The organism is Pseudomonadota bacterium, assembly GCA_037200975.1.
In the GTDB taxonomy this organism is placed as follows: domain Bacteria; phylum Pseudomonadota; class Gammaproteobacteria; order Steroidobacterales; family Steroidobacteraceae; genus CADEED01.
The window spans coordinates 1600762-1626268 of the sequence record JBBCGI010000001.1 but is presented as its reverse complement, the minus strand read 5'-3'; the positions used below and the strand labels follow the sequence as shown (position 1 = coordinate 1626268).

Annotated in this window: 26 protein-coding genes; 10 read left to right on the top strand and 16 right to left on the bottom strand. The window is 65.1% G+C overall.

Annotated elements, in window-relative coordinates; translation table 11 throughout:
- Positions 1-38: 38 nt before the first annotated feature.
- Together WDO72_07240 and WDO72_07235 are read right to left on the bottom strand one after the other, a co-directional pair.
- Positions 39-431, bottom strand: coding sequence for a DUF6165 family protein (locus tag WDO72_07240; protein MEJ0085457.1), 393 nt, complete (start codon positions 429-431; stop codon positions 39-41).
- Complete coding sequence (locus WDO72_07235) at positions 428-1510, bottom strand: glycosyltransferase family 9 protein (protein ID MEJ0085456.1); 1083 nt, start codon at positions 1508-1510, stop codon at positions 428-430. Before WDO72_07235 ends, WDO72_07240 begins: the two co-directional genes overlap by 4 nt.
- A gap of 24 nt (positions 1511-1534) precedes the next feature.
- On the opposite strand from WDO72_07235, the gene WDO72_07230 reads away from it, so the two are divergent.
- Both WDO72_07230 and waaA read left to right on the top strand, forming a co-directional pair.
- Positions 1535-2296, top strand: coding sequence for a 3-deoxy-D-manno-octulosonic acid kinase (locus WDO72_07230; GenBank protein ID MEJ0085455.1), 762 nt, complete (start codon positions 1535-1537; stop codon positions 2294-2296).
- Between the two features lie 5 nt (positions 2297-2301).
- A complete protein-coding gene (gene waaA, locus WDO72_07225; GenBank protein MEJ0085454.1) occupies positions 2302-3561 on the top strand; it encodes a lipid IV(A) 3-deoxy-D-manno-octulosonic acid transferase in 1260 nt (419 codons plus the stop codon).
- On the opposite strand, the gene WDO72_07220 is transcribed toward waaA, so the two are convergent.
- The 3 genes from WDO72_07220 to WDO72_07210 form a co-directional block, all read right to left on the bottom strand.
- Positions 3562-5040, bottom strand: coding sequence for a TolC family outer membrane protein (locus tag WDO72_07220; GenBank protein ID MEJ0085453.1), 1479 nt, complete (start codon positions 5038-5040; stop codon positions 3562-3564).
- Positions 5041-5128: 88 nt separating this feature from the next.
- Positions 5129-5449, bottom strand: a complete 321-nt coding sequence (locus WDO72_07215; protein ID MEJ0085452.1) for a rhodanese-like domain-containing protein — start codon at positions 5447-5449, stop codon at positions 5129-5131.
- A gap of 17 nt (positions 5450-5466) precedes the next feature.
- On the bottom strand, positions 5467-6117 hold the full coding sequence (locus tag WDO72_07210; GenBank protein ID MEJ0085451.1) for a protein-L-isoaspartate O-methyltransferase: 651 nt from the start codon (positions 6115-6117) through the stop codon (positions 5467-5469).
- Between the two features lie 240 nt (positions 6118-6357).
- On the opposite strand from WDO72_07210, the gene WDO72_07205 reads away from it, so the two are divergent.
- Positions 6358-8715, top strand: a complete 2358-nt coding sequence (locus WDO72_07205; GenBank protein ID MEJ0085450.1) for an EAL domain-containing protein — start codon at positions 6358-6360, stop codon at positions 8713-8715.
- Positions 8716-8723: 8 nt separating this feature from the next.
- On the opposite strand, the gene WDO72_07200 is transcribed toward WDO72_07205, so the two are convergent.
- The gene (locus WDO72_07200; protein ID MEJ0085449.1) at positions 8724-9044 is read right to left on the bottom strand and encodes a hypothetical protein; all 321 of its coding nucleotides are present in this window, start codon (positions 9042-9044) and stop codon (positions 8724-8726) included.
- 16 nt (positions 9045-9060) lie between these two features.
- On the opposite strand from WDO72_07200, the gene WDO72_07195 reads away from it, so the two are divergent.
- A complete protein-coding gene (locus tag WDO72_07195) occupies positions 9061-9447 on the top strand; it encodes a VOC family protein (protein MEJ0085448.1) in 387 nt (128 codons plus the stop codon).
- A gap of 29 nt (positions 9448-9476) precedes the next feature.
- On the opposite strand, the gene WDO72_07190 is transcribed toward WDO72_07195, so the two are convergent.
- From WDO72_07190 to WDO72_07180, 3 genes are all read right to left on the bottom strand, one after another.
- Positions 9477-10265: a redoxin domain-containing protein gene (locus WDO72_07190; GenBank protein MEJ0085447.1), complete on the bottom strand. Its 789-nt coding sequence runs from the start codon at positions 10263-10265 to the stop codon at positions 9477-9479.
- A gap of 131 nt (positions 10266-10396) precedes the next feature.
- The gene (locus WDO72_07185) at positions 10397-11515 is read right to left on the bottom strand and encodes a sigma 54-interacting transcriptional regulator (protein MEJ0085446.1); all 1119 of its coding nucleotides are present in this window, start codon (positions 11513-11515) and stop codon (positions 10397-10399) included.
- A gap of 156 nt (positions 11516-11671) precedes the next feature.
- On the bottom strand, positions 11672-12136 hold the full coding sequence (locus WDO72_07180) for a DoxX family protein (protein MEJ0085445.1): 465 nt from the start codon (positions 12134-12136) through the stop codon (positions 11672-11674).
- 338 nt (positions 12137-12474) lie between these two features.
- Here WDO72_07180 and WDO72_07175 point away from each other — a divergent pair, with 338 nt between their 5' ends.
- The gene (locus WDO72_07175; GenBank protein MEJ0085444.1) at positions 12475-12840 is read left to right on the top strand and encodes a hypothetical protein; all 366 of its coding nucleotides are present in this window, start codon (positions 12475-12477) and stop codon (positions 12838-12840) included.
- Positions 12841-12939: 99 nt separating this feature from the next.
- On the opposite strand, the gene msrB is transcribed toward WDO72_07175, so the two are convergent.
- The 3 genes from msrB to WDO72_07160 all read right to left on the bottom strand — a co-directional run bounded on the left by msrB (position 12940) and on the right by WDO72_07160 (position 17088).
- Positions 12940-13341 carry a peptide-methionine (R)-S-oxide reductase MsrB gene (gene msrB, locus WDO72_07170; protein MEJ0085443.1) on the bottom strand — a complete coding sequence of 134 codons (402 nt, stop codon included), beginning with the start codon at positions 13339-13341 and terminating at the stop codon, positions 12940-12942.
- Between the two features lie 140 nt (positions 13342-13481).
- A complete protein-coding gene (locus WDO72_07165) occupies positions 13482-15572 on the bottom strand; it encodes a sodium-translocating pyrophosphatase (protein MEJ0085442.1) in 2091 nt (696 codons plus the stop codon).
- 229 nt (positions 15573-15801) lie between these two features.
- On the bottom strand, positions 15802-17088 hold the full coding sequence (locus tag WDO72_07160) for a 6-phosphofructokinase (protein MEJ0085441.1): 1287 nt from the start codon (positions 17086-17088) through the stop codon (positions 15802-15804).
- Positions 17089-17198: 110 nt separating this feature from the next.
- On the opposite strand from WDO72_07160, the gene WDO72_07155 reads away from it, so the two are divergent.
- Positions 17199-18080, top strand: coding sequence for an adenylate kinase (locus WDO72_07155; GenBank protein ID MEJ0085440.1), 882 nt, complete (start codon positions 17199-17201; stop codon positions 18078-18080).
- Here the strand turns inward: WDO72_07155 and rnd are convergent.
- Entirely contained in the window at positions 18066-19151 is a 1086-nt protein-coding gene (gene rnd / locus WDO72_07150) for a ribonuclease D (protein MEJ0085439.1), read from the bottom strand. The genes WDO72_07155 and rnd overlap by 15 nt on opposite strands.
- A gap of 45 nt (positions 19152-19196) precedes the next feature.
- On the opposite strand from rnd, the gene WDO72_07145 reads away from it, so the two are divergent.
- Genes WDO72_07145 through WDO72_07135 form a run of 3 tightly spaced genes read left to right on the top strand, consistent with a single transcriptional unit; the run spans position 19197 to position 21734 of the window.
- Positions 19197-19757, top strand: coding sequence for a hypothetical protein (locus WDO72_07145; protein MEJ0085438.1), 561 nt, complete (start codon positions 19197-19199; stop codon positions 19755-19757).
- Between the two features lie 15 nt (positions 19758-19772).
- Positions 19773-21146: a UDP-N-acetylmuramate:L-alanyl-gamma-D-glutamyl-meso-diaminopimelate ligase gene (gene mpl, locus WDO72_07140; GenBank protein ID MEJ0085437.1), complete on the top strand. Its 1374-nt coding sequence runs from the start codon at positions 19773-19775 to the stop codon at positions 21144-21146.
- 3 nt (positions 21147-21149) lie between these two features.
- The gene (locus WDO72_07135; GenBank protein MEJ0085436.1) at positions 21150-21734 is read left to right on the top strand and encodes an LON peptidase substrate-binding domain-containing protein; all 585 of its coding nucleotides are present in this window, start codon (positions 21150-21152) and stop codon (positions 21732-21734) included.
- 71 nt (positions 21735-21805) lie between these two features.
- Here WDO72_07135 and WDO72_07130 read toward each other — a convergent pair whose 3' ends face one another.
- From WDO72_07130 to cpdA, 3 genes are read right to left on the bottom strand one after another with little or no spacing between them, the layout of a single operon-like run.
- The gene (locus tag WDO72_07130; protein ID MEJ0085435.1) at positions 21806-22699 is read right to left on the bottom strand and encodes a CPBP family intramembrane glutamic endopeptidase; all 894 of its coding nucleotides are present in this window, start codon (positions 22697-22699) and stop codon (positions 21806-21808) included.
- 10 nt (positions 22700-22709) lie between these two features.
- Entirely contained in the window at positions 22710-23627 is a 918-nt protein-coding gene (locus tag WDO72_07125) for a TraB/GumN family protein (protein ID MEJ0085434.1), read from the bottom strand.
- The gene (cpdA, locus tag WDO72_07120; protein MEJ0085433.1) at positions 23624-24391 is read right to left on the bottom strand and encodes a 3',5'-cyclic-AMP phosphodiesterase; all 768 of its coding nucleotides are present in this window, start codon (positions 24389-24391) and stop codon (positions 23624-23626) included. The genes WDO72_07125 and cpdA overlap by 4 nt, the downstream gene beginning before the upstream one ends.
- A gap of 232 nt (positions 24392-24623) precedes the next feature.
- On the opposite strand from cpdA, the gene WDO72_07115 reads away from it, so the two are divergent.
- The gene (locus WDO72_07115; protein MEJ0085432.1) at positions 24624-25334 is read left to right on the top strand and encodes a class I SAM-dependent methyltransferase; all 711 of its coding nucleotides are present in this window, start codon (positions 24624-24626) and stop codon (positions 25332-25334) included.
- Positions 25335-25507: the final 173 nt, after the last annotated feature.

The window sequence follows — 25507 nt, the reverse complement described above, 5'->3', positions numbered from 1 at the left end:
TCACGTTTGCTGTCTCCCCGCTTTCCCCACCCGGCACCCTACTGGTACTGCTTGTACGACTTCTCTTCGACGATGGTCGAGCCTAACAAGGTGTTGATGCGTTTCTTGATTGCGGCGCGTTCGTCGTTGGTGACGTACACCGCGCGTGCGAGTTCGATGAACTTCTCGCCGAAGCGCCGTGCGTGTTCTTCGTCGCGGATGTCGTCCTCGATCACCCACAGGGCTTCGTTGACGCGCGTGAGGTTGGCTTCCTCCGCGCCGAGATCCACGGCCGCGGCGCCCGATTCGCGCCAGGTCTTCTCGAGCAGCGCCAACTCGTGTTTGACGTTTGCGACCTTGGCGGCGTCGCTCATGCGTGCCGCCTTGATGCGCAGGATGGTGATCTTGTCGAGCAATTCACCGGGAGAGATCGGAACCAGGATGTCTTTCATGGGAGTCGGGCCTCTTCACCCAAGGCTAACAGCTCATCGAGCTTCGCGGTGACGGCGGCGACTTCGATCAGTTCCATGACACCGGGCAGCTCGATCTTCTTCGTCCACGGCAGTTCATCCGGGGACTTGCCGAGAAACTTTCGCGCGGCGGCTTCGTAAGCGTCCACGCACCAGCGGCGCGAGAGATACGGACCGCTGCGCGCGGGATTCGTCGCGGCATACAGGCCGATGACCGGCGTGTCGACCATGGTCGCCATGTGCGCGGGACCGGAATCCGGCGTGACCAGCACGGTCGCGCGCGCCAGCAGCGCCAGCAGCTGCGGCAGCGTGTCGCGGCCCACCTGGTCGACGAGCGGCACGGTGGCGTGTTTCGCGATCGCCTGCGCCATCTCGCGTTCGAGCGCGCTCGGGCCGCCGCACAGGACGATCCGCATGCCGTGTTTGTTTGCCGCGTGATCGGCCACCGCGGCGTAGCGTTCCGGCAGCCAGTTGCGCGCGCGATGGCTCGAACATGCGCTGATCACCAGAGTGGGTTGCGAGTCGGGGATGAGATGTTCGGCGTACGCGAGCGATTCGGCCGGCAACGGGATATCCCAGCGCACGCGTTTGTGCGGCACGCTGAACGTGTCGGCGAACCCCAGGAAACTATCCAGTACGTGTTCGCGCCGGCGCTGCGCGATGCGCGCATTCGTGAACAACCACTGCAGCTCGCGCGCGCGCGGTTTATCGAAACCCAGTTTGACCGGCGCGCGGATCAGCGCGGCGCTGGCGCTGGCGCGGATCGACAGCTGCAGGTGCAGCAGCAGGTCGAAGCTGCCACGGCGCCGCATCTCCGTTCGCAACCGGCCGAACGCCGGGAAGCCGGCGCCCTTGTCCACGGTGATAAGCTCCACATCCGGAATGAGGCTCATCAATTTCGCTTCGAGTTTGCCTATCACCCACGTGAAGCGGGTGCGCGGCCACGCGTCCTGCAAGCTGCGCAGCAGCGGCACGACGTGGCAGGTGTCGCCGATGGCGGAGAGCCGCAGCAGGCAGACTTTTTCCGGCGCGGTGGCCAGCGAATATGGAATGGCCTGCACGCATGAATCCGTGGAAGTGAGGGGATGAGGCGTCACTGGCCCGTGGGCGCGGAAGTCAGCGAAGCCGCCTTCGATGGCGGCCGGATGCTATACGACACCCAACGCACGAGCAATTTCTCGGTGGATTTTTTCGAGCCGGAATACTGGCGCCAACACGATTCCATCGAGGGCACGGCCCGCGGCCGCGGCACCACGTGGTTCATCCGCACCGGCGATTCGAGCTTCGTGCTGCGTCACTACCGTCGCGGCGGCTTGATGGCAAAAGTTTCAAAGGACGTCTACCTGTGGGGCGGCGAAGCAGAAACGCGTTCGTTCGCCGAGTGGTATCTCACTTATCACCTGCATCGCGCCGGCCTGCCCGTGCCGGTGCCCATCGCGGCGCGTTATCAGCGGCGCGGGCTTTTCTATCGCGCGGACCTCATCACCCAGCGCATCGAGAACAGCGAATCGCTGGCCGCGCGGCTCCTCAAGGGGCCGCTGTCGTTCACGCAGTGGATCGCGGTGGGCCGCTGCATCCGGCGCTTTCACGACGCCGGCGTCCATCACGCCGATCTGAATGCGCACAACATCCTGCTCACTCCCGAGCAGGTGTACCTGATCGACTTCGACCGTGGCGAGCTGCGCAAACGCGGCTGGTGGGCCGACACCACGCTCGTGCGGCTGTATCGATCGCTCGAAAAGGTGACGCTGCTGGCGGCGCCGCAGAGCTTCACGGACGAGGATTGGCATTCGTTGCTGGCCGGTTATCGCGAGTCAGCGGGGCTGCCGCAGTCGGATCTCGCGTAGTCCGCGTGCGTTTCTTCTACACCTGCATCGCCTATCTGATCGCGCCCATCGTGGCCGGTGCGTTGGCGCTGCGCGGGTTCCGCGACCGCAGCCACTGGAAAGGTTTCTCGCAGCGTTTCGGCTTCGGGCCGACGGTGGCGGGCCGCAGCATCTGGGTGCACGCGGTTTCCGTGGGCGAAGTGCAGGCCGCCGTGCCGCTCGTCGAGGCATTGCTCAAGCGCTTCCCACACATCCCGCTGGTGCTGACTACGGTGACGCCGACCGGGCGCGCACGGGCGCAGTTCCTCTTCGGCGCACGCGTCGAGGTCCGTTACGTGCCCATCGATCTGCCGGGGTCGGTGCGACGCTTCTTCGATCGGGTTCAGCCGCAACTCGCGGTCATCCTCGAGACGGAGATATGGCCGAACCTCTATCACCGTTGCGGGCGGCTCGGCGTGCCGCTGGTGCTCGCGAGCGCACGCATCTCGCCACGTTCGGTGAAGAGTTATCGCCGGTTGGTGGGCCTGTTCCGCGAGACGCTGTCGCACGGCATCTTCATCGCCGCGCAGAGTCCGGCCGATGCCGAACGGTTCCGCTCCATTGGCGCCAATCCCGAACACACCCACGTGGTCGGCAACATCAAGTTCGATTACAGCCACCCGGCCAACATCGAGGCGAAAGGCGCGGCAAACCGTCGCTTGTTAGGGGCGGACCGCCCCGTGTGGGTGGCCGGCAGCACCCACGCGCGCGAAGAAGACGTAGTCATCGCGGCGCATCGCATGCTGCGTACACGCCATCCGCAAACATTGCTGGTGCTCGTGCCGCGCCATCCGCCGCGATTCGCGGAGGTCGCGGAGGCCTTGAAAGACCAGGGACTGAAGTTCGTGACATTCACCAGCGGCGCTGCGATCGCCGAGGACACCGAGGTGTACCTGGTCGATACGCTGGGTGAGCTGCTGGGTTTCTACGCGGCTGCGGATGTGGCCTTCGTCGGCGGCAGTCTCGTGCCCATCGGCGGACACAACCTGCTCGAACCGCTGTCGCTGGGACTGCCCACCCTGAGCGGGCCGAATACCTTCAACGCCGCGGATATCTCCCGGCGGCTGGTCGAACGCGGTGCCGTGCGTATCGTGCACGATGCCGCGGAGCTGGCGGCCGCGATCGGCGGCCTGCTGGCCGATCCCATCGCCCGCACCCAGATGGGTGCGGACGGCAGGAAAGTCATCGAGGAGAATCGCGGCGCCGTGGGACGCCTGATGCGTTTCCTCGAGCCGCTGCTGCCCTAGCTACTGGGCAGCCGGCGTCGCCGGATCCACCGTCGGCGGATTCTGCGGCGGCGGTGGCGCTTCGAGCCAGGCGTTCACGTCTTCGAGCGCCTTGCGGTCGAGGATGCCGGCGGCCTGCTTGAGCGTGAGGATGTTGATCATGTAGTCGTAGCGGCTGCGCGAATACGCAGTCTGCGCCGCGACCAGCGTGCGGCGCGCGGCCAGCACGTCGACCGCGGTGCGGGTACCCACGTCATAACCGGCCTCGGTGGCGCGCAACGCCGTGGCCGAAGATTCCAGGGCCTGCTTGAGCGCCTGCACGCGCGAGATCTCCGACACGACGCCCAGATACGCATCGCGCGCGGAGCGTTCGGTTTCGCGCGACACACGCTCGACGCGCTGCTTGGCGGCCTGCCAGCGGTACGATGACTGGCGCACGCGCGACGACGTTCCGCCGCTCGACCAGATGGGCACCGTGACCTGCAGGGAAATCGACTTGTCGGTGTCGCCGTCCTGGTTGGAGGTCAATGTGCCGCCGTTCGGAAATCCGGGCACGGCCGGAAAATCGTTGTCCTCGTCCTGCTCGAAATGCGATTTTCCGACGACCAGGTCGACCTGCGGCATGTGGCCGGCGAACTGCACGCGCACGTCATCGCGCGCGATGTCGGCGCCGAGTCGGCTCGATGTGAGCGCCAAGTTCTGCTCCATCGATGCCTCGACCCACTTCTGCGGATCGGCCGGTTCGGGAATGGCGAGGGGCATCGTGCCACGCGGCGTCGCGAGCACGGCGTACTGCATGTCCGTGATCTCGCGCAGGAGTTCCTGCGAGGTCGCGAGCTGACGTTTGGCCGCAATCAGGTCCGCGGCGGAGGTATCGCGCGCGGCGCGCGCTTCCTGCACATCGGTAATGGCGATGAGACCGACCTCGAACCGCTTGTCCGCCTGTTCGAGCTGGCGCGAGATCGCGTCGAGCGAGGCCTGCTGTGCCTGCACGTTGTCCAGTGCGGCGAGCACGTTGAAGTACGCAGTGGAGACACGCAGCGCGAGATCCTGCTGCGCCACGCCGTAATCGGCATCCGCCTGCGCGACGTACTTGCCGGCCTGGTGCAGCCCGGCGAGCTGGCCCCAGTTGAAAATGCTCTGGCGCAGGTTCACCGACCAGCTGGTGCTGTCGGTGGTGGAATTGCCGCTGCCCGTCTGCGTGAAGATGGTCTGGGGTAACGGATCGGTTCCCGGCGGGGCGGTGGGATCATCGATCAGGCGCTGCGACGTGCTGGTGCCGTTGCCTTCGTCGCGGCTTTTGCTCCACTGCCCGGCGATCTGCGGCAGATAAGCCGCCCACGCCTGCGGGCGGATCTCGCGGGTCGCCTTGCGCGTGTACTCCGCTTCGCGCACCAGCGGGTCGTTGATCACGGCCTGATCAAAAATCGTGAGCAGATCTTCGCCAGAGGCGCAGACGGTAGCCAGGCATCCCAGGCCCAGGGCAAGTAAACGACGCATTAATAAGAGTCCTCTTTAGTGTTGTAGTTCACTATATCACCTGCCCGATGGGTCAAGGCAATGCACGCGGTGAAAAAACTTAGACGTTTCAGTACTGGGGAACGGTTGCATCGACCGACTCGCTCCAGGCAGATATTCCGCCGGATAGGTTGGCGACGTTGGTAAATCCTTGGTTCGTAAGAAAATGCGCCACTCTCATCGACCGGCCACCCGCGTGGCACATGACGATCGTCTCGGTGTCCCGCGAGAGCTCCGCAAGCCTCCCCGGCAGCTCGTTCATGGGCAGATGTACGACGTCCGGGATGCTCGCAAGTTGCAGTTCCCAGGTTTCGCGAACGTCGATGACCAGCGGCTTCTCGCCGCGATCGCGCCGCGCCTTGAGCTCTGTGACAGAAATCTCGCGAACCATCTGGCACCCCGGCCGGTTCAGAACTGAAATGGTTCGGGCCGGCGCGCATTCTCGAGCGCGTCGATCGCCGTTTCGAACAGACCGGCACTGCTCCAGCTTTCCGCGGAGGTCCGCGTAACCAGTAGCGCTTCCTGCGGCTGCTTTTCGCCGACGACCACGAACAACTTGCCATCCACTGCTAACGCGCGGGCAAAGCGTTCGTCGTACAAGGGAAGGGCGCCACATACCGCAATGAGCGCATAGTCCTTACCCAGTTCCAAGTTGAAAGTGTCACCCGTGACCACGTCGACCTGGCCAAACCCCGCGCGCTTGAGATTGCTGCGGGCGGCCGCCGCAAGGTCCGCATGGATTTCGATGGCGCGGACACTCGCGCCCATCGCCGAGAGGCACGCCGGCACGTAACCGGTGCCGCAACCGACCACCAGCGCGCGCATTCCGGGAGCGGCGGCCAATGCCTGCAGGAGCCGGCCGACAATTTTCGGCGCCAGCATGTGCTGGCCGCTGCGCAGCGGGATGTCGGTGTCCGCGAAGGCGACTTCGGCGTATTTCTCGGGGACGAAAAATTCACGCGGCGTGCGACGCATGGCATCGAGCACGCGATCGTCGAGCACATCCCACGCGCGAATCTGCTGCGTGATCATCTGGACGCGCGCGAACTCGGTCTGCATGGAGAACTCCTTGACTGGGATGCTACTTATTCTGCCCGAAAGCTGGGAAACGTAGGACTTTTAGTGCGTCGTTGCGGCGCGGAACTGGTCGGCATATCGCTGGTTTTTATGGTTAATGTCGCATCGGCGCTTGGCTTGGCTCCGCTATTCTGACTTCTGGGCATGGACGCCCTGCACAAAACTAACGGACTAATAACAACGAAGGTTTGCTGCGGGATGTCGATTCTTGGGTTGATCTGTGTGCTGCTCGCACTCGTGGCGACGCTGCTGTTCGTGCTGTTCGTATTCCAACGGCGCGATCTGCGGGCGGTCTCCGAGTTGTCGCTGACGGTGCAGCGGGCGGTGAGTGGCGAACGTTTGCCGCAGCGCATCGAGATCGATGAGAAGGATCACGACCAGCTCGACGTGCAGGCGCTCGGCGTTTCCGTAAACCAGTTGTTGTTGCGCGCCACACGCAGCGGGGCGCAGACAAAATCCGGTCCCAAACTATTCACCGAGCTCGGCGAACGGATTCACGAGGCGGTGCTCGTGCATCGCGACGTGATCCTGTACGCCAACAGCCAGTTCGCGAGTTTCGTCGGCGTCGAGCGCGTCAACCTGATCGACCGCCGGCTCGCCGACCTGGTGGCGCCCGAGTACGCCGAGCTGGTCGCCGAAAACCTGCGCCGACGCCTGGCGGGCGCACACGGCGCGGAGCGGTTCGAGGTCGAGATGGTGGGCATGCAGGGGCAGGTGAGCCTGCTCGAGCTAACTACCTCGCAGATCGACTTCGAAGGCAACCCCGCGCTGCTCGTGACCGGCGTCGAGGTGATCCCGACGAAGAAGCTGCGCGCACTGGCGAGCGGCAAGATCGACGAGAAGGAAGCCGCGGCGCGCGCCGCGCTGGTGGCGCCGCCGTTGCCGCCTCCGCCGCCGCCCGTGCCGCCGCTGCAGGTGTTCGCCATGCAGTCGCTGGGCGAAGCCATCGTCACGACAGATCTCGAAGGCCACCTGGTGTATCTGAATCCGGCGGCGGAAAAACTGCTGGGCGTCGTTCAGGCGCAGGCGCGGGGCCGCCTGCTCGAGGAAATCGTCGGGCTGATGGATTCCAACGACCGCAAACTGCTGGCCGACCCGATCAAGGAAGCCGTCGGCGGCGGCGATGGCACGCCCCACAATCTGAGCCGTCGCGCGGTGTTGCTCGGCAAGGCTTCGGGGGAGGAGCGCGCCATCGAGCTCGCCGCATCGCCGCTGCGCGACGAGCGCGGCGATCTCGTTGGCGCGGTCGTCCTCATGCACGACGTGACCGAGCTGCGCGGCCTGCACCGCCAGATGTCGTACCAGGCGACGCACGATGCGCTGACCGGCCTCGTCAACCGCCGCGAATTCGAACGCCGGCTCGACGAGGCGGCCGATATCGCGCGGCGCGGCGAGGCGTCGCACATGTTGTGCTACCTGGACCTCGACCGATTCAAGATCGTGAACGATACCAGCGGCCACCTGGCCGGCGATTCCATGCTGCGAGAGGTCGCCAAGCTGCTGCGCGAAGCCGTGCGCGACTCGGATACGGTCGCGCGCCTGGGCGGCGACGAGTTCGGCATGTTGCTGGTAGGTTGTCCGCTCGACAAGGCGCGGCAGATCGCCGACGACGTGTGCCGCTCGATCGCGACCTATCGTTTCGCGTGGCACGACCGCGTGTTCAACGTCGGCGTCTCCATCGGCCTGATCGAAATCGGCCGTGAGGCGGGCACCGTCGAGCAATTGCTGGCGGCCGCCGATTCCGCTTGTTACGTCGCGAAGAAAGAGGGCGCCGGCCGCGTTTCGGTGTACTCGGCGCGTGATGAAGCGATGGCGCGCAGCACCGGCGAAATCGAATGGCTGCAGAAGCTGCAGTCCGCGCTCAAGGAGGAACGCTTCGCGCTCTACTATCAGCCGATCGTCTCCGCCTACGGTGCGGATACTGTCGGCCCCTCGATGGAAGTGTTGCTGCGCATGCTCGATGAGAACGGGGCCGAGATCGCGCCCAGCGAATTCGTCGCCGCGGCGGAACGGTATCGATTGATGGCGTCGGTCGACCGTTGGGTGGTGCAGACCACATTCACGGCGCTGTCGCGTAATGCCTTCCAGCTCGCGCCGGATCGCAGCGTCGCCATCAACATCTCGGGTCAGACGCTCGGCGATCCGCAGTTCCTCGAATTCGTGGTCGAGATGCTCGACCGCACGGGAATCGCGCCCGACCAGGTGTGCTTCGAGATCACCGAGAGCGCGGTGATCGGCAACATGGACGCGGCGCGCCGCTTCGTCGGCGTGCTGCACGGCATGGGCTGCAAGTTCACGATCGACGATTTCGGTTCGGGCGTCGCGTCGTTCTCGAGCCTCAAGAATCTGCCGCTCGACTACCTGAAACTGGACGGCTCGTTCATGCGCAACCTGTCAAAGGACTCGGTGAGCCAGACGATGGTGACAGCCATGATCAAGCTGGCCCGCACGCTCAATTTCAAGATCATCGCGGAACAGGTCGAAGACAGCGCCGCGCTCGATGTCGCCCGCAAGATGGGCGTGGATTTCGTCCAGGGGTTCGTGATTGCGCGGCCCGCCCGGCTCGCGCTCGCGGCCTGACCAACCAGTTAGGAAACGATCGGGGAGATTTCGATGCCACTCGCGCACAGCCAGAACGCCGCACCGTGCCGCTTTCGCGGCGAACACCCCACCGTCACGCGTCCCGCGACGCGTTTGCCGCTCGTGAGCGGCGTGGCCCGGATGCGCGCAGGCGCCTGGTGCCATGCGACCACGCGTGGCTTGCGCGCCAGCAGCCGGCCGCGATTGCGCGTTTCGGCGCGCCGCCCGGCGGCGAGGAATGCGCCGCCGCGCCGTTCCTCCTGAGATTGTTTCGCCCGGGGGCACGGGCTGCTACGGTTGTCCGCGCGGTGCGTAAGAGCGACGCGCAACGAGCGGAGAATTGCAGTGAAAAGAGTGACCGGCATCGGCGGCATCTTCATCAAGTCGGCGGATCCCGCGCGCCTGCGCGAGTGGTACAAGACGCACCTTGGCATGAACATCGAAGATTGGGGTGGCACCGCGTTCCGCTGGAAGGACGCGCAGAATCCCGACGGCGCAGGCACCACCGCATGGAGCATCTTCGACGCGTCGTCCAGCTACTTCAGCCCGAGCCAGGCGCCCTTCATGGTCAACTACCGCGTCGACGACGTGCACGCGCTGATCGCGGCACTACGTGCCGAGGGTTGCCAGGTCATCGACAAGGTGGATGAATCTGAATTCGGCAAGTTCGGCTGGGTGGTCGACCCGGACGGCAACAAGATCGAGTTGTGGGAACCGCCGGCGGGGCAGTGATGCCCTCGGGAAGTTAGCTGCGGCGGCGCTCAGCCGTCGGATTTCAGTTCCGCGCGGATCGCAGAATCGATCCACGCTTCGCTCGGTCGGCCGCTCCAGCGTTTTTCCACGCGGCCATCGCGGCCGATCAGATAGCTCAATGGATAGAACTTGCCGGCGTTGTAGAACGGCGCGGCGTCGGCCAGCCGGCCCTGAATCCCGTCGAATCGATTGATCCGCAGGAAGTCGGCCAGCACGGGAGGCTCCTCGAGCGAAACGTACAACACGACGAATCCATCGTCGGCGTGTGCATTCTGCAACTTCGACAACATCGGCATCTCGCGCCGGCACGGCGTGCACCAGGTCGCCCAGAAGTTGAGCAAGACGACCTTGCCCCTGAGCTGGGACAACGCATGTAGTTTGCCGTCGGCGTCGTAGTAGGTCAGCGTCGGCGCCGGCTGGCTCATCGTCGGCATCGACATGGCGATCGGGGCGGAGCCGCCGATTATCCGCATGAGCATCACCGCGCCACCGCACACCGTAATAAATGCCAGTGGCAATCCAAAGCGCAGCCGGTTCGGCACCGGCCGGCGCAGCCACAACCAGACGCCCGCCAGCGAAATCGCCGCCGCCACGTAGAACGACGGAGCCTGGTACCACGGGCGTTCCGGTCCAAAGCGGCCGGTGATGAACGCATATACGAGGCCGCCGGCCAGCGCGAAACCCGATAGCGTCGCCATCCAGCCGAGCTCGCGGCGCCGGCTGCGGAACAGCGCCGCGCCCACGGTGATGAGAACGAGGGCCACGGCCAGTACGAGCGGAATCGAAACACTGCGCATGCGGCGCGAGATTAACGGCGCAAGTCGCGGGTCATCAGCGGGTCAGGCGCAGCCGCCGTGTAGGACGATTTCGCGTCCTGATGAATGGCTGTCGCAACGAGTCGCGCAGCCTTCCTGACGGAGCGCAATCGTCAGGGTTGCTGCGGTCGGCCGGATTCAGGCGTGGGAGCGACCTGCGCACGGGAAATCCCCAACTTCTTCATCCGGTGACGAAGCGTGGCGGGCTTCATGCCGAGCTTCAATGCAGCCCCGGAATTGCCTTCGATCACCCAGTGCGTGGCGTTGAGCACCCGCAGGATGTGTTCGCGCTGCACGTGGTGCAACCCGGTGATCTCGGTGTTTTCGAGATCGATCGGCGCGGTGGAATGGGCGGCCGGGACGCGGTGCATGCCGGTCGCCGCGGCCGCCATTTCGCCGCGATCGTCCGGCGCGAACTGCGCCAGCATTTCGGGCGGGATCTTGAGCAGTGGCGAGGTGTTCAGCAGCAACGCGCGTTCGACCAGGTTTTCCAGTTCGCGCACGTTGCCCGGCCACGGATAACGCGTGAGCGCCGCGAGCGTGTCGGGATCGATGCCATCGACCCGGTGGCCCGTGCGCCGCGCATATTTCCGCACGAAGAGCTGCACCAGCAAGGTGATGTCCTCGGCACGCGCGCGCAACGGCGGCAGCTCGACCGGGAAAACATTGAGCCGGTAGTAGAGGTCTTCGCGGAACTGCGCGTCGTGTGTGAGGCGGCGCAGGTCGCGGTTCGTGGTGGCGACGATTCGCACGTCCACGCGGCTTTCAGCGCCATGGCTGACGCGGTCGGATTCCTGCCGCTGCAGAATGCGCAGTAGTTCGGCCTGTGATTCGAGGCTGAGCCCGCCGATCTCGTCGAGGAAGAGTGTGCCGCCGTGGGCCAGCGCGAAGGTCGTATCGAGCGCGGCCTCCTGGTCGCGCAGCGCGGCGCAATCGAGCTTGATCAGCGCGCCCAGCGACCGGCGGCTCGCGGCATGGATCGCGCGCGCGATGAGTTCCTTGCCGGTGCCGGTTTCACCCCAGATGAGTACGGTCGCATCCGTAGGTGCCACACGGGCGACGTTCTCCAGTACCCGGGTGAGCCCGGCGCTCGCGCCGATGATCTGGTCGAAGTCGTGAATCGACTGGATTTCCCCGCGCAGGTAGCGATTGTGCGCGCGCAGATATTCGAGCTCGCGTTCGGCCCGCTGCAGTCGCTGTCTGAGCTCTTCGATTGATTCGTCCCCTGACATTCTCTTGGGACAGTCGTGATGGCTGCGCCGAGTATAGGGGAGCGCCACTTCCGCGCACATCTCGTCATTCGCGGTGTAACACACCGTCCGGATCGCAACGGGCGAGGGCGGTTTGCGCGGCCGGCCACCCTCGGGGAAACCGGCACCCGCCCAGGGTCAGTGCCGCTGCCGCCCCTCAAGTAGTTTGTCGAGGGAGAAGAATCCACCGCCGCAGGTGGCGAGCACCAGCAACATGTAGCCCCACAGATAGTGCTGGCCGCGCGCGGCTTCGAAGCCCTCCCCGCCGAGCACCTGCCAGTACGAGTAGAGAGCCAGGGCATTGACCGCGAACAGCCCGATGGCACCGGCCCGCGTGAACAATCCCAGCACTAACAACAACGGGAAGAACAGCTCGCCGAAAGTGCCGGCGACGGCGGCTGCGACGGGCGGCAGCAGTGGCACTTGGTATTCGTACCGAAACAGCTCGAGCGTGGAATCCCAGGTGGTGAGCTTGATCCAGCCCGAATGGAGGAATTGCCAGCTGACCCACAGGCGCGTGCCGAGCAGCAGGAACGAGCGCAGGCGGTCGAGCCCGCTGCCGAGGGTCGAGTGAAGGTTCGCGGTCTTCCACAGGATGTTCATGAAGTCTCCAGATGGGCGGTCATAAAGCTGGACGCGGTCTTTTTCGCTACGGCGTCGACCTTGTTTGTCAGGCGGGCATCGTTTTCCTGCCACAGAAAACGGCCGGGATGACGGCTCCGGGAAGGCGCCTTTCCCAGCCGTCGGAAACCAGACCAATCAAATGCTTACGAGATAGCCGCGGTTGTTTGCGCCGGCCCCGGGCCACACCGCCGATACCGTTGTGGGTTCTGCGCCAATCGCTGCTGATGAGACCGGCGAATGCTGCAAGAAATTGCGCCTGACGACCGCAACAATTTGGGGTAGTTTCGGCCGCTGAGCCGACTCGGGAGACGAACGCGATGCAACTGTCGCAAATGTGGCGTGAGCATCTGCAAGCGGGCTGTCCGCCGGCAGTGTGCGGCCTCAGCATCGCGGGCACGGTGGCTCGTGAGCTCGACGCCGAGATCACGGCCTGTGTCAGCGCCTGTGTGACCCATACGCTCAAGATGGATACCCGCATCGAGCGGCGGCTGCATGACATTGCCCACGCGCTCGAGAATTTCCAGGATCAGGGCACGCCGGAAGTGGCCGCGTATTGCACCCGCCTGAACAAATTGGTGAGCGCCGTGCTGGTCAATGCCGGCCCGATGGCGGAAGCGGCTAACAACAACGACAAACTCGAATCCACCGGCGAAATGATGCGGCCGAGGATGAAGCGCAGGTAGCGGAGAGCGGTGCCGGGGTGCAATTGTCGTAATTAGCGAAGGGTGGCGCCCCAGCGCCACCCTTCGCTAATTACGACAATTGCACCCCGGCACCGCTTCCTACTTCGGGTCGAACTTCAGCGAAACGCCGTTCATGCAATAGCGCTCGCCGGTCGGGGCAGGCCCGTCGTTGAAGACGTGGCCCAGGTGGCCGCCGCAATTCTTGCAGTGAACCTCCACGCGCGTCATGCCGAAGGTCTTGTCGGTGGTGGTCGCGACCGCGCCGGGCAGCGGCTTCCAGAAGCTGGGCCAGCCCGATCCGCTTTCATACTTGGTGCTGGATTCGAACAGCGGGTGTCCGCAGGCCGCGCAGTTGAATTGCCCGGTGCGCTTCTCGAAGTTGAGGGGGCTCGTTCCGGCGCGCTCGGTGCCGTGCTCGCGCAGCACGCGAAACTGGTCGGCGGACAGCTCCTGCTTCCATTCCTGTTCGGACTTCTCGACCGCAAATTTTTCGTCAGTCATGGCGAATGCTCCTCGGGTCTCGATCGGACCGGAAATATGGGGTCGATATTTCCAGCTCAAACAAAAAGGGGACGGCCCTGGCAGGCGCGCCCCCTTTTGCTAGGGCCGGTCCGCGAGGACCGGCGGAAAGTCCCCAATAGCTACAACAGCGGCACCAGCAGCAGCGCCACGATGTTGATGATCTTGATCAACGGGTTGATGGCCGGGCCCGCGGTGTCCTTGTAGGGATCACCGACCGTATCGCCGGTCACCGACGCCTTGTGTGCATCCGAGCCTTTGCCGCCGAAGTGGCCTTCCTCGATGTACTTCTTCGCGTTGTCCCAGGCACCGCCGCCGGTGCACATGGAAATGGCGACGAACAGGCCGGTGACAATCGTGCCGATCAGCAGACCGCCGAGCGCGCGGATGCCGGCGCCCGGGCCCATCAGCCAGTTCAGGCCGAACGCGATGATCACCGGGATGACGATGGGCAGCAGCGAGGGAATGATCATTTCCTTGATCGCCGCCTTGGTCAGCAAGTCCACCGCGCGGCCGTATTCCGGCTTCGCGGTGCCTTCCATGATTCCCTTGATCTCGCGGAACTGCCGGCGCACTTCCTCGACCACCGCGCCCGCGGCGCGGCCCACGGCTTCCATCGCCATGGCGCCGAATAGATAGGGCACGAGGCCGCCGATGAACAGGCCGATGATGACGGCCGGATCCGACAGCGAGAACGCCACCATCTCGCGGCCGGTGGCGAGCAGATGCGTCTCGAGGTTGTGCGTGTAGTCGGCGAACAGCACCAGCGCGGCGAGACCGGCCGAGCCGATCGCGTAACCCTTGGTCACGGCTTTGGTCGTGTTGCCGACCGCATCGAGCGGGTCGGTGATGTCGCGGATCTTCTTGTCGAGGCCGGCCATCTCGGCGATGCCGCCGGCGTTGTCGGTGATCGGGCCGTAGGCGTCCAGCGCCACGATCATGCCCGTGAGCGACAACATCGACGTCGCGGCGATCGCGATGCCGTACAGGCCGTGGCCCGCGCCACTGGCTTCACCCAGCTGGTACGCGCCGAAGATCGCGAAGCAGATCGCGATGACCGGCAGCGCCGTCGACTTCATCGACACTCCGAGGCCCGCAATGATATTGGTCGCGTGACCCGTCTGCGACGCCGCGGCCACCTTGCGCACCGGCGAATATTCGGTCGCGGTGTAGTACTCCGTGATCACAATCATGGCGGCCGTCAGCGCGAGGCCGATCAGCGTGCAATAGAACATGTTCAGCTGCAGGTTCGGCGTCGCGTCGGTATTGGCCATCAGCTTTTCGGTGATGAACCAGAACGCCGCCGCGGAGATGAGGCCGGACACGATCACGCCCTTGTACAGCGCGTTCATGATCTTGCCGCCTTCCGAGGTCTTCACGAAGAAGGTGCCGACGATGGAGGAGACGATGGACGCAGCGCCGAGCGCCAGTGGGTAGAGCACGGCGTTTTCGCCGAGGCCCTGCATCACCAGGCCGCCTAACAACATCGTGGCGACCAGCGTCACGGCGTAGGTTTCGAACAGGTCCGCGGCCATGCCGGCGCAGTCGCCGACGTTGTCGCCGACGTTGTCCGCGATGACGGCCGGGTTGCGCGGGTCGTCTTCGGGGATTCCCGCTTCGACCTTGCCCACGAGGTCCGCGCCGACGTCCGCACCCTTGGTGAAGATGCCGCCACCGAGCCGCGCGAAGATCGAGATGAGCGAACCGCCGAAGGCCAGGCCCACCAGCGCATGCAGCGCGGCGTCGGAGCCGATCTTCGGCTGGAGGAATGCGTAGTAGCCGGCAACGCCTAACAACCCGAGGCCGACCACCAGCATGCCGGTGATGGCGCCGCCCTTGAAGGCGACCTGCAACGCGGCGTTCAGGCCGTTATTGGCCGCTTGGGCGGTGCGCACGTTCGCGCGCACCGAGATGTTCATGCCGATGTAACCCGCGAGCCCCGAGAGGATCGCGCCGATCGCGAAACCGCCGGCGGAGTACCAGCCCAGCGGCGTCAGACCGATGATCGCGAACAACACCACGCCGACGATGGCGATGGTGGTGTACTGACGGTTGAGATAGGCCTTGGCGCCCGCCTGGATGGCCGCGGCGATGTCCTGCATGCGCGCGTTGCCAGCCGGCAGCTTGAGGATCGCCATCATCGAGAACACGCCGTACAAAACGGCGATGACGCCGGCGCCAATCGCCAGCCACAGCCACGTCGTGGCAACCATGCGGAACTCCTTGCGAAATCAGGTGCTTAGTTGTTTTAAGGGCGCGCCGTGCTGGAAGCCCGCCACCCCGAAAGGGCGCGCACTATAACAACGTGGCGCCACCCGGCCAACCGCTGTCGGGGCATGACAACGTGAGACAGCGCCGCAGGTCGCATCGGGGTACGCCCAACGGCGAGTCGGCGGCGCCCGGCGGCTGGCGGTGCGCGATAAACGCCGCCGGCGTGCCGGATCAGGGTTTGAATTCGGTGCTGAGCTTCTTCTTCACCGCGACGCCCTTGATCTGGACATAGGCGGGCAGGCCATTCTTGTACGGCGGGTAGTCTTCGCCCTCGATCAGCGGCTCGAGATAGGCGCGGCATTTTTCGGTGATTCCAAAACCGTCCGCGGTGATGAAGTCGCGCGGCACCATCTTCTCGACATTGGCCACCTGCGAAAGCGGTACATGGCCGACGACCCACTTATACGGCTTCGACTTCTTGCGGATGATGACGGGCATTACCGCGTCGTGCCCGCTGGTCGCCAGTTCCACCGCGGCCTTGCCCATCGCATAAGCCTGCAACACGTCGACCTTCGAGGCGATGTGGCGCGAGGCGCGCTGTAGATAGTCCGCCACCGCCCAGTGATACTTGTAGCCGTGCGCTTCGCGCACCATGTTCGCGACCACCGGGCCTACACCCCCCAGCTGCGTGTGGCCGAAGGAATCCTTGGTGCCGGCATCGGCCAGGAATTTTCCGTCGGCGTAGTGAGCACCCTCCGAAACCACGATGACGCAGTAGCCGTAATCCGTGACGCACTGTTTGACCTTGGCGAGGAAGGCTTCCTTCTCGAACGCGATCTCGGGAAACAGGATGATGTGCGGCGCCTGGCTCGGGCCCTTGCCCGCCAAACCACCGGCGGCGGCGATCCAGCCGGCATGGCGGCCCATCACTTCCATCACGAATACTTTCGTCGAGGTCTTGGCCATCGAGGCGACGTCGAGCGCCGCTTCGCGCGTCGACACGGCGACGTACTTGGCGACCGAGCCGAAACCCGGGCAGCAGTCGGTGAGCGGCAGATCGTTGTCGACGGTCTTCGGCACACCGACGCAGATGACCTTGTGGCCGAGCTGATCGCCGATCTGGGACACCTTGTTAGCCGTGTCCATCGAATCGTTGCCGCCGTTGTAGAAGAAGTAGCCGATGTCGTGCGCCTTGAACACTTCGATCAGGCGCTCGTACTTGGCGCGGTCCTGCTCGAAGCTCTTGAGTTTGTAACGCGCCGAGCCGAACGCGCCGGCCGGCGTGTATCTGAGTCCTTTGATCGTCGCGCGGGATTCCTTGCTGCAATCGATCAGGTCTTCGGTCAGCGCGCCGACGATGCCGTGCCGGCCGGCGTATACCTTCGCGATCTGCTTCGATTTCATCGCCGCTTCGATGACACCGGCGGCGGACGCGTTGATGACGGCGGTGACGCCGCCCGACTGAGCATAAAACGCGTTCATGGGCTTCGGTTTCTTGGCGGCGGGGCGTTTGCTCATGGGTTCTCTCGTTGTCTCGCGAAATGTCTCGGCGGTGTTTGCCGAACGTGAGTGGTTTGGGTACTGTGACGCCCCTTCGAGGGGGCAGGTAGTAGGGTCAAGAATCTAGCATGCGCATCGTATTCATGGGCGCGCCCGGATCGGGCAAGGGCACTCAAGCCCAGCGTCTCGTAAAGCATTTTGGAATTCCGCAGATCTCGACCGGAGACATCCTGCGCAAACATCTTTCCGAGGGCACGCCGCTGGGGTTGCGTGCCAAGGAGATCATGGCCGCGGGTGGTTACGTCGACGATGAAACGATGCTCGCGATCATTCGCGCGCGCCTGTCGGAAGCGGATGCGCAGCAAGGTTTCATCCTCGACGGATTCCCGCGCACCGTCGCGCAAGCCGACGGCCTCGCCAAACTTCTGGCTGATCTCGACACGCCGCTCGACGCGGTGGTGCTGTTCGAAGTCGACAACGATCAGCTGATCAAACGCCTGTCGGGCCGCCGCGTGTGCGAGTTGTGCAAGAACGTGTTCAACATTCACACCGCGCCGCCGTCGGTGCCGCCGGAGTGCCTGCCGGGCCGGCACGAACACCAGGTCGTGCAGCGCCCCGACGATGCGGAAGACACCGTGCGCGAGCGCCTGCGGGTCTACGAAGAAAAGACTCGCAAGCCGGTGTCGGGTTTTTATTCCTACACCGGGCTGGTCCGCACGGTCGACGCCGAAGGCGACATCGACGTGGTCACGCAGCGCCTGCTGGACACGCTCAGCGCCGGTGGCGGCACGCTCGTTTCGAAACCCGCGCCGAAAAAACGCGCTGCCAAGCGCCGCGTTGCGGCCAAGACGAAACCGAAGGCACGCACGCGCAAGGTGGTCCGCAAGAAGGCGGGCCGCAAGACCGCGAAGACCGCGGCCAAGCGTCGCCCTGCGGCGCGCAAACGCGCGAAGGTCCGCAAGGTTGCGCGCAAGGCGCGGCCCGTGCGCCGCCCGTCAAAGCGCCGCTAACAACCTCGCGCCGACCACGTCTTTCCGCCAGCCGCGCAGCAGGCTCACGTCGCGTTTGCCCGTGGCGAGCTTTTCCAGCTCGCGCTTCGTGGACAACACCTCGGCGTTGATCTCGAGGCTCTGCGCAATCTCCGCCGATACATCGGCGAGCCGTTTCACCAATGCGAGCAATGCCGGATCGGGGCGCTCGCGCCGCGGCAAGGGCGGTGGCGGATCGGGAATCGCAGCGTCGCGCACCAGCGCGAGCAGTTCGTCGCCGCATTTGCGGACTATGGACTCCTGCATCTCGGGTAATGCCGCCAGCGCGTCGAGATCGCGCGGCAGCCGCACCAGGATTTCCCGCAGCGTGACGTCATCGACGATCCAGCCGCGCGGGCGGTTGCGCTCGATGGCGCGCCGTTCGCGCCAGGCCGCGAGGCTCTGCGCGAGCCGTTGCCGGTCCGGGTCGAGGGCGGGCAGGCCCTTCACCTTTTTCCACGCGTCGTCGGGATCGACCCGCAGGGCATCGGCATTGGCGAGCGCGGCGAGATCTTCCTCCAGCCACGCGATGCGGCCCTTCGCCGCGAGCGTGTCTAACAAACTGGTGCGCAGCGCGGCGAGATGGCGCACGTCGTCGAGCGCGTACTCCTGCTCGGCCGCGCTCAGCGGCCGGCGCGACCAGTCGGCGCGGGTGTGCGCCTTCGACAATTCGACGCCGAGCAGCCGGCGCGTGAGCTCGGCATAACCGATCTGCGCCGGATGACCGGCCAGCGCCGCGGCGATCTGGGTATCGAACACCGGCTGCACCAGCCCGACCGCGGGCAGCATCACCTCGAGATCCTGGCGCGCCGCGTGCATGACCTTGACGGTGCCAGCGGCGGTGAGCAGCGGGGCGAGCGGGCTCAAGTCCGCGCCTTGTTGCGCGAGGGTGAGTGGATCGATACACACCGCGTGCGCGCCGTGGGCGATCTGCACCAGGCACAATTCGGCGCGGTAGGTTTTCTCGCGCATGAATTCGGTGTCGAGCGCGAGCACCGGCGCCTGCGCGGCGCCGGCGACGAATGCTGTCAGCGCATCGGCCGAGTCGATCATCAAGGGCAACGTGCTCCGGGTGACGTGTACAATCCCGGCCGCATTATGCTTGCGAATCTGCGCGCATTGTTCGGCGTCGTCGTCGACATCGTCTTCCTGCGGCGCGGGCCGGAAAACATGCCGGCGTCCAACACGCTGCTCGGCATCGTCGTCGTGGTCTACGTCGCGCTCTACACGCTTGCCTACCAGGCGTTCATCCTGCCGGCGTTGCCAGTGACGCCACGCGCCTGGTCGGTGCAGATCGTGGCCAACGCGCTGCTCGAGGTGTTGTGGTTCCGGATCGGCTTCCAGCTCGCCGGCAAGCCGGAGAGATTCGTGCAGACGGTGACCGCGATATTCGCGACCAGCATGTTGTTCATCCCGGCGCTGGCGGTGATCGGCTCGCTGCTTCCCTACATGAAGGAAGGGTCGACCGCGCAGCCCCCGGCGCTGGCGGGGTTCCTGTCCGCGTTCATCATGATCTGGATGATCGTCATCCTGGTCCGCATCGTGAGTGCGGCGTTCGAATGGACCTGGCCGCGCGCGATTCTATTTCTGATCGGCGCGAATTTCGTGCCGGTGATCATCCTGGCGATCGTCTTCGGCGATTCCCAGAAACCCGTCTAGCGTCTGGATTCCGGCATGCACGTTCACATTCTCGGCATCTGCGGTACGTTCATGGGCGGCATCGCCGCCATCGCGAAGGCGGCCGGGCACAAGGTCACGGGCTCCGACAAGAACGTCTATCCACCCATGAGCACGCAGCTCGAAGCCCTCGGCATCGAGCTCACGCAGGGCTTCGAGGCGGCGCAACTCGCGCCGCGGCCGGACGTGGTGGTGGTCGGCAACGTCATGACGCGCGGCATGCCGGTGATCGAGGCGCTGCTCGAGTCGAACATTCCCTACACCTCGGGCCCGGAGTGGCTGGCGCGCGAAGTGCTGCGCGACGTCCACGTGCTCGGCGTGTCCGGCACGCATGGCAAGACCACCACCTCGAGCATGCTGGCGTGGATCCTCGAACACGCCGGCCTCGAGCCCGGATTCCTGATCGGCGGAGTACCGGGGAATTTTTCGGTCAGCGCGCGGCTCGGTGGCGGGAAGTTCTTCGTCATCGAGGCCGATGAATACGACACCGCGTTCTTCGACAAACGCGCCAAGTTCGTGCACTACCGCTCGCGCACGCTGATCCTGAACAACCTCGAATTCGATCACGCCGACATCTACGAGAATCTCGGCGCGATCCAGAAGCAGTTCCATCACCTGGTGCGCACGGTGCCGGGCTCGGGCCGCATTCTCTGGAACGCCACCGATCCGAACCTTAAGGCCGTGCTCGCTATGGGTGCGTGGACGCCGCGCGAAGGTTTCGCGAAAGCCGCCGTGCCCGATGCGCACTGGACGCTCAAACTACCTGAGGGGGGAGACTTTTCCAGCTTCGCGGTATGCGAGGGGGGCACACCGCTCGGGACCGTGCGCTGGGGATTGTTAGGCGCACACAATGCCGAGAATGCGCTGGCCGCCATCGGCGCGGCGCGCCACGCGGGCGTCGGCGTCGAGCGTTCCATCGCGGCACTGGGCGAATTCAAGGGCGTGAAGCGCCGCATGGAGCTGCGCGGCGAAGTGAACGGGATCGCGGTGTACGACGACTTCGCGCACCACCCGACCGCCATTGCCTCGACGATCGACGGGTTGCGCCGCAAGGTCGGCCGCAAACGCATCGTCGCGGTGCTCGAGCCGCGCTCGGCCACCATGCGCATGGGTGTGCATCGCGACACGCTGGCGCCGTCGCTGGCGGGGGCGGACACGGTGTGGATGTTCGCGCCGCCCGATCTCGGCTGGGACGCGGGGGCGGCCGTGGCAACTCTCGGCGCGAAGGGGAAGGTCGCCCGGTCGATCGACGAACTGGTCGCGGGGCTCGCCGCCGGCGCGGCGCCCGGCGACCAGATGCTCATCATGAGCAACGGCGGCTTCGGCGGGCTGCACGGCAAACTACTCGAGGCGCTGGCCGGGAGGCCGTAGAAGGTGGCGGCGGAAAACAGCGTCATCCCCCTGTTTCCGCTGCATACCGTGCTCTTCCCCGGCGGTCCGCTGCCGCTGCGCATCTTCGAAACCCGCTACACCGACATGGTGCGCCGCTGCATGCGCGCCGGCGAGCCGTTCGGCGTGGTGCTGATCCAGCAAGGTGATGAGGCTGGCGAGGTGGCGACCACGGCGACCGTCGGCAGCACCGCGCGCATCGCGGACTTCCACACCTTGCCCGACGGGTTGTTAGGCATTTCGTGCGTCGGGGAACGCAAGTTCCGTGTGCAGCGCGTGTGGCGCGCCGCGGACGGGCTCAACATGGGCGAAGTGCAATGGCTGGCAGCGGAACCCGAATTGCCGCTGCCGCCGGACTATGAGCGATTGGCCTCCGCGGTACGACGCGCACTCGACGATCTGGCGGAACATTATGAACACGTCGAAAAGAAGTTCGCGGATGCCGCCTGGGTGAGCGCGCGGCTGGCGGAGCTGCTGCCGATCGAGCTCAACGACAAGCAGGCGCTGCTCGAGATGGAAGATCCGATCGCGCGCCTCGATGCGTTGATGACGTTGGCCCCGGAGGCGTAAGTCGGTGCCGGGCAAGTCGGTGCCGGGTCGGACTTAGGCGAGGTGACGCCTGCACCATCGTGGCGTGGCGCCTAAGTCCGACCCGGCACCGACTTGCCCGGCACCGACTTACGTCCATACCAGCGATACAGCGCGAATCCGATCACCACGATCCACGCCAGCACCATCCAGCCGATGAATCCGTCGTAGTCGCTCAGCATCCAGGTCGCGGGTCCTTCGGGGTTGCGCACCGAGCTGCCGCGCACGATGAGGATGACCGCGACCCATCCGGCATGCAGGCCTACGCAGGCGGCGATGTTGCCGGTCAGCGCGCGTACCATGCCTAACAACACGCCCACCGCCGTCAGGCACAGGAAGGCGTCCAGTATGGGCACCGGCTGGGCGAGTACTCCCGCCAGCATGTCGATGCCGCTGCCCGAATTCACCTGCTCCGAAGGAATACGCACGCGCGAGAAGAAATGCGTGGCGGCATACACCAGGGACACCAGCACGATCGCGGCCGCAGTACCCGATTCGCGCGCGATCGCCGAATGCATGACGCCGCGCATGAAAACTTCTTCGATCAGCGCCACGGCGACGCCGGAAACGATGCCGAGCGCGACCAGCTTCACCAGCGACAACGCGTCGATCGATGCGCTCGGCTTCCAGATGCGCATGTCGAGCAACACCATGGTGGCGACCACCGGCGCCATCAGCACCACGCCGAGCAGCCAGCCCTTCGCGGCCTCGCGGAAAAATGCGCCCGCGGGCAGTGCGAACCCCAGGCTCACGCGATCGGCGACCTTGAGCCGGCGCGCGACGAGGATGAACCCGACCAGGAACGTGAGCATCGCGACGCGGCTCGCGACGCGATGAAACTTGAAGCCGGCATCGGCCGGCAACATCAGCCACACGGGGTAGGCGAGGAACGCGATGCCCGCCAGTGCCAGCGCGATCAGCCCGAGAAAGATCGCGAAGCTGCGCACGTGCTGGCGATCAGCGGGAGCCGGGAGCCGCGGGCAGCGGCAACGGCTTGTGGCCGGCGCGCGTGAGCAGCTCGAGCAGGCCGTCGCGGCCCACGAAATGCAGCGTGCCCACCACCACCAGGTAATCCTGGTCTTCGTCGAGCAGCGCCTCGATGTGCGGCAGCCACTTGCGGTTGCGCTTGCCTAACAACTCGTCGTAGAGCGCCGGCGCCTGCGCGCGCTCCTTGATGAATTCCTTCTCCAGGCCGCGCATGTCGCCGCTGCGCCAGGCGCTGACCAGGCGGTCGAGGTCTTCGTGCATCTTCGGCACATCGTTGGCGGAATCGACCAGGAACTTGCTCTGTTCCTCGAGGCTGCGCGAATCGAAGATGCTCAGCTGGTCGATCACGGTCTCGAGGCCGTCGATGCGTTTGCCGTCCGTCCGCGCGCGTTCGGTGAGCTGCATGTCGATTCCGAGCTGCGGGTCGAAGCCGGACTTCACCAGCGCGAACTGCGTGAGCACCATGGCCGCGGCCCACGGCTCCAGCCGCGCAATCACGAGCTCGGGCAGATCGAGCGACGCGGCCAGCTTCGCCACTGGCGCGTAACGCTCCGCACCCATGACGCCTTCCAGATCCTGATCGGCGGGCAAGGTGCCGTTCGAGGTGACGAACTGCACGGCCTCGAGCGGATCGAGGTCGTCGAGATCGACTTCCATCACGATGACTTTCGAGGCGGCGTAGGCGCGCTCGAGCTGCGGCGAGAATCCGGCGTGTTCCGGCGGCAGGGCGTGCACCGAGCCCGCCAGATAAACCGTGTTGTGCGCGCCCTTGATCGACCACACCGAGCTCTCGTCGCGCGCCTGCGCGAGTCCTGAGCCGGCAACGAACAACAGCCAGCCCGCGAGGCCGCGGGCGAGGCCTCGCCGGAAAGATTCACGGAAAATCATGCCGCGGATTCTGCGGCAGTCAGGAAGTGCACGCCAGTATCGATGGCGCCGTTGGAATGCAGGGTCAGCAGGCGATACGCTGGCGGCTGGTTGTCGATCACGAATTGGTCCGAGCGCGGCTGGAACTGCGCGCAGGTCGAAGGCGTCGCCAGCAGCCGCACGCCGCGGCGCGTGCCTTCGAAATTCTGGTGCACGTGGCCCCACGCCACCGCCTTGACCTGCGGATGGCTGTCGATCACCGACCAGAATTCATTGGCGTTCGCGAGCCCGACATTGTCGAGCCAGCGGCTGTGCATCGCGACCGGATGATGATGCAGGCACACCAGCGCATGACGCTGGCGGGCGCGGCCGAGGTCCTCGTCGAGTTTGGTCAGCATTTCGACGCTGAGGTTGCCGCCGGCCTGGTTGGCCACGACACTGTCGAGCATCACGATGCGCCAGGCGCCGATGTCGGCGGGGCCGTCGAGCTCGAACGGGCGGCCCGCGAGCGCGGCGCGCATCTGGGGAACGAAATCGTGGTTGCCGGGAATGCAAAGTACGGGTTTGCCGAAGCGCGCGAACAGGCGGCGGAAGTGTTCGTAGCCGCCCGCATCGTCCTGCACCAGATCGCCGGTCACCAGGATGGCGTCACAAATGGCAAGATGGCCCGACGCATCCGACAAGGTGCGCTCGAGGGTTTCGTAGGGATTCACGCCGCGCAGGGACGCGGTCGTGTCACCGAACAGATGTGGGTCCGTGAACTGGATGACTCTTATCGCACTCATTCATTCGGACTCTACAAACATGGCGGGAGTGGGCCGGTGATGTACGTCACGACATGCTTCATGGCTCTGTAACGTGGTGAACCAGGTCGCAAACTACCGCCGGAAAAATGTGAAGCCGCGTCGGTATATAGCGACTTTCCGAAGGTGTTTTCGGCCTCACGAACATTGGTAAATCGCACATGAAATATTGGACCTCGCATGAACGCTTGCGTGCCCGAAGAGGGAGAGCAAAGTGTCAGCCAACATGAAGAGACCGGGCAAGACTGATCCGAGCCGCCCGCGGGAAGACGGCTACGACTACAAGCGCGAGTTCTATCGCAGCTCCCAGGTCGCGGAAGACTATGACTTCCATCGCTTCAGCAGCCCCGAACGCCAGAAGCGTAATGCGCGCAAATGGGCGGCGATCCGCGCCGCGCTGCGCGAAGCCACCGGTGTCCGCACGATTCTCGATCTACCCTGCGGCACCGGCCGTTTCACCGGCGGCCTCGCGCGCGAAGGATTCGAGATCATTGGTAGCGATATCTCGCTCGAGATGCTGCAGAAGGCCGCCTCCGTCACCGCGAAAGCCGAGCTGCCGTCGATTCGCGGTTACGTGCAGGCCAACGCCGAGGCGCTGCCGTTGCGCAACGACTCGCTCGATTGCGTCGTCAGCATCCGTTTCATGATGCACGTCGACCCCGCCACACGCGTGCGCATGCTGCGCGAGTTCGGCCGCGTCTCGCGCCGCTGGGTCATCGTCGACTACCGCCACTGCTACACCTTCCGCTACGTGCTCACCCACACCTTCGGCCGTCTCGGCCTCGGCCGCACGCCCCTGTCGCGCGTCTCCCGCAAAGAGCTGGACCAGGAGTTCACCGACGCCGGCTTCGCGATCCGCAAAGTCATCCGTGTCTCGACTCCACTCCTCTCCGACAAGTGGATCGTCCTCGCCGAAAGAGCCTGATGAGGGGACGCGGTGCTGGGATTCTGAGAGCCACGTGGGGCCGGTCAGGAGGAATCCGGGGACCGCGGACGGTGGTGGAAAGATGGCGTTCGCCGGGCGGGATTCGATCCTCCGCCTGCGCGCGTGGAGAGCGCCGAGTCGGAAGCGTGATGCGGAGCCGTAATGCCTCTGAA